The following is a 3,144-nucleotide window of genomic DNA, read 5'->3' as shown; positions in this document are numbered from 1 at the left end:
CGCCCTGCCCTCCAGTATTAATTGCCGCCCAACAATGCCCGGCAGGGTCCAAATCCGAAATCATTTTTGCGCTCTCGTCTGAGCAGGTTTTCCTCGCCGATGTCGCGGATGCGCGGCCATTCGGTGTTCCAACCGTGGGCACCGTCGTAGCTGTGGCTGACTTTGGGCAGGCGAAACGACTGCCACTTGCCGCCATCGAGCAGCATGAGGATGAGCGACTTCGCATCCCAGCCGATGCTCCAGACGGGCGCGTTTACGTCGCTGCCGCTGATGCCGCCGGGGCCGGTGACTTCGGTGAATTGATTGCGCCGCACGAGCTGCCAGTCACCATTGCCCTTCCATTCGCCGAGCGCACCGCTTGGCGTGGTGGGATCGGTGAGCACACGCTTGTCGCGGTCGCCGTTGTTCGCATAGATGACGCGACCTTGGGATGAATACAGGCCTTTGCCGTGGTAGCCGGGCAGTTGGGAGTTCAAATCGGCGAGCGGTGTCTCGACTTTGAAGCCCTTTTTGACGCCGTTGCCGTCGCGGATGAAGTTTTTCACAGCGAGCGATTTCACATCCACCTCGTAGAGCCCTTCTTCCATCGTGGCATAGTAGATCTTGCCGGCTGGATCGGTGAGATGGCGTGCATTGCCCGTGAGTCGGCCCGGCATGACGCTCGGCGGGATCACTCGTACGTTTCGCTCCGTGTCGATGACATACGGCCCGATGAAAAGCTGCTGCGACTCTTGGTGAATCATCCGGTTCGCCGGTGTGCCACCCACGCTCTCCAGACGCACGATTTGCGTCATCTGCGGCGTGATCTCATAGAGCTTGTCGCTCGATCCGAAGGGCAGATGCGGCCCATACGTGATGACCCACAAGCGGCCTGCCCACGGCACGACGGCTCCGGTGCCGCACTCGCCTTCGTTGTTGAACATCGCGAGAGAAGGATAGATGCCGCTGATGCTGCGCGGTTCCTGGGCGCTGAGTTGGCCCACGAAACAGACGAAGGTCACGAAAAAGAGGAGGCTGGAGTTCATGAGTCATGGGTGAACGGCAAGATACCGCTTGCCAGTCGAATCTATTTGGCTAAATGACCAAATAGATGCCTGCCGCCGCCAAAACCACTTCCAAGAAACGCGCCGCCGTGATCAAGGCGCTCGCGCATCCGTCGCGGCTGCTCATCGCCGAGGCGCTGATGGCGGGCGAGCTGTGTGTGTGCGATTTGAAGGATCTCGTCGGCGCGGACATGTCCACGGTGTCAAAGCACCTCACGCTCATGCGCGAGGCGGGCGTGCTGAACTGCGAGAAACGCGGACTGAACATCTATTACTCGCTCGCCTGCGACTGCCTCGGCGAGTTTCTCCGCTGCGTGGACAAACTCGCCACGGGCGGCACCAAAACCAAACGCTGTTGTTAAAACCTCATGAACCTCACTGAATTTCTCACTCAACTCCGCACTCATGCGGACAAACCGATCTCTTTTGTGCTGCCGGACGGCGGATTCATCGCCGCGCACTTCCACATCACTGAAGTGGGCCACGTCACGAAGCGCTTCATCGACTGCGGCGGCACGCGGCGCACGCTGGAGACGTGTTTGCTGCAAACCTGGGTGCATGACGACACGGATCATCGCCTCGTGGCCGGCAAACTCGCCGCCATCTTCGACCAAGCCGGCGATGTGCTGCCGCATCACGATCTCCCGGTCGAAATCGAATACGAAGACTATGTCGTCGCTCAGTTTCCGGTCGAAAGCGCCGAGGTCATCGACGGTGCGCTCACCTTCCGTCTCGGCTTGAAGCACACCGACTGCCTTGCGCGTGGCATCTGTCTGCCCGGCGAGTGTGCGCCTGCTCCTAAGGCAGTGCCGACGACCTGCTGCACGCCGGGATCCAAGTGCTGCTGACATGAACAAGCTGCTCTCCGAACTTTTGGGCACTTTCACGCTCGTCTTCGCGGGCACGGGAGCCATCGTGATCAACGAAGTCAGTGGCGGCGTGATCGGCCACGCGGGCATTGCGCTGACCTTTGGGCTCGTCGTCATGGCGATGATCTACACGTTTGGCGACGTGAGCGGCGCGCATCTCAATCCGGCCGTCACACTCGCTTTCGCGGCAGCACGACGTTTCGCGTGGAAGGATGTTCCCGGCTTTGTCATCGCTCAAATCAGCGGCGCATGCTTCGCGAGCGGCGTGTTGCGGCTGCTGTTCCCGACCATCGAGAAACTCGGCGCCACATTGCCTGCTGGAGCGGCGATGCAGAGCTTCGTGCTGGAGTTCATCCTCTCAGCGATCCTCATGCTGACCATTCTGCGCATCTCCACCGGTGCCAAGGAGAAGGGGATCACGGCGGGTATCGCCATTGGCGGCGTCATCGCGCTGGAGGCGATGTTTGCCGGGCCGATCTGCGGTGCCTCGATGAATCCAGCCCGCTCCCTGGCTCCGGCGCTCGTCTCTGGGCATCTCGAACATCTTTGGATCTATCTCACTGCCACAGTGCTTGGCGCTTTGGCCGCAGTGCCGCTCGCGAAAGTAATCGAACCGACCAACTCATGAACAAACCCCTCGTCCTCATTCTCTGCACCGGCAATTCCTGCCGTTCCCACCTCGCTGAAGGCATTCTGCGTTCTGTTGCCGGTGACATCCTCGAAGTCGCCAGCGCTGGCTCGAAGCCCGCTGGTTACGTCCATCCGCTCGGCATCGCGGCGATGCAGGAAATCGGCATCGACATCAGCGCGCACACCAGCAAGCACATGAACGACTTCCTTGTTCGTGAGGTGGAAACCGTCATCACCGTCTGCGGCAACGCCGACCAAGCCTGCCCGCTGTTCCCCGGCCAGCTCAACCGCCACCACTGGCCGTTTGATGATCCCGCCCATGCCACCGGCACCGAGGAAGAAATCCTCAACGTCTTCCGCAGCGTGCGCGATGAGATCAAAGCCGTCTTCACCGCCTATGCGGACGGGCGACGGGATCAGATGAAGCGCTAATTCGTAGATTCGACTGGCAGTCGAATCCGAACGTCCCAGAGGCTTCCGGGTAGAGCCGCCCGTTGCCGGGCGGCTCCCCCACAGACCCGTGCTAGCCCAATTAAGGCACACGGTTCCTCAGATCAGGATTTCGCGTTATAGATGGAATGCACGACCCTGGGCGGTGGCAG

General features: G+C 60.6%; 4 protein-coding genes and 1 pseudogene. 4 read left to right on the top strand and 1 reads right to left on the bottom strand.

All coding sequences use genetic code 11. The features are described 5' to 3' along the window. Positions 1-80 precede the first annotated feature (80 nt). A pseudogene (locus ACKVY0_RS12260) lies at positions 81-1,025 on the bottom strand (hypothetical protein); the annotation flags it as partial. 65 nt (positions 1,026-1,090) lie between these two features. Here ACKVY0_RS12260 and ACKVY0_RS12255 point away from each other — a divergent pair. Genes ACKVY0_RS12255 through ACKVY0_RS12240 form a run of 4 tightly spaced genes read left to right on the top strand, consistent with a single transcriptional unit; the run spans position 1,091 to position 2,974 of the window. Beyond that, positions 1,091-1,405, top strand: coding sequence for an ArsR/SmtB family transcription factor (locus ACKVY0_RS12255; RefSeq protein WP_409215106.1), 315 nt, complete (start codon positions 1,091-1,093; stop codon positions 1,403-1,405). 6 nt (positions 1,406-1,411) lie between these two features. Then, positions 1,412-1,891 carry a DUF6428 family protein gene (locus ACKVY0_RS12250; RefSeq protein WP_409215105.1) on the top strand — a complete coding sequence of 160 codons (480 nt, stop codon included), beginning with the start codon at positions 1,412-1,414 and terminating at the stop codon, positions 1,889-1,891. A 1-nt stretch (position 1,892) separates the two neighbouring features. Next, positions 1,893-2,540, top strand: coding sequence for an aquaporin (locus ACKVY0_RS12245; RefSeq protein ID WP_409215104.1), 648 nt, complete (start codon positions 1,893-1,895; stop codon positions 2,538-2,540). Further along, positions 2,537-2,974 carry an arsenate reductase ArsC gene (locus tag ACKVY0_RS12240; protein WP_409215103.1) on the top strand — a complete coding sequence of 146 codons (438 nt, stop codon included), beginning with the start codon at positions 2,537-2,539 and terminating at the stop codon, positions 2,972-2,974. The genes ACKVY0_RS12245 and ACKVY0_RS12240 overlap by 4 nt, the downstream gene beginning before the upstream one ends. The last annotated feature ends 170 nt before the right edge of the window (positions 2,975-3,144 follow it).

Origin of the sequence: Prosthecobacter sp., assembly GCF_046154365.1 — a bacterium.
GTDB lineage: Bacteria > Verrucomicrobiota > Verrucomicrobiia > Verrucomicrobiales > Verrucomicrobiaceae > Prosthecobacter.
Note: the sequence above shows the minus strand (reverse complement) of the source record. Positions and strands in the feature narration are given on the sequence as shown.

Coding starts and splice junctions, on each gene's coding strand:
- ACKVY0_RS12255 (WP_409215106.1), top strand. CDS start 1,091: ATGCCTGCCGCCGCCAAAACCACTTCCAAGAAACGCGCCGCCGTGATC.
- ACKVY0_RS12245 (WP_409215104.1), top strand. CDS start 1,893: ATGAACAAGCTGCTCTCCGAACTTTTGGGCACTTTCACGCTCGTCTTC.
- ACKVY0_RS12250 (WP_409215105.1), top strand. CDS start 1,412: ATGAACCTCACTGAATTTCTCACTCAACTCCGCACTCATGCGGACAAA.
- ACKVY0_RS12240 (WP_409215103.1), top strand. CDS start 2,537: ATGAACAAACCCCTCGTCCTCATTCTCTGCACCGGCAATTCCTGCCGT.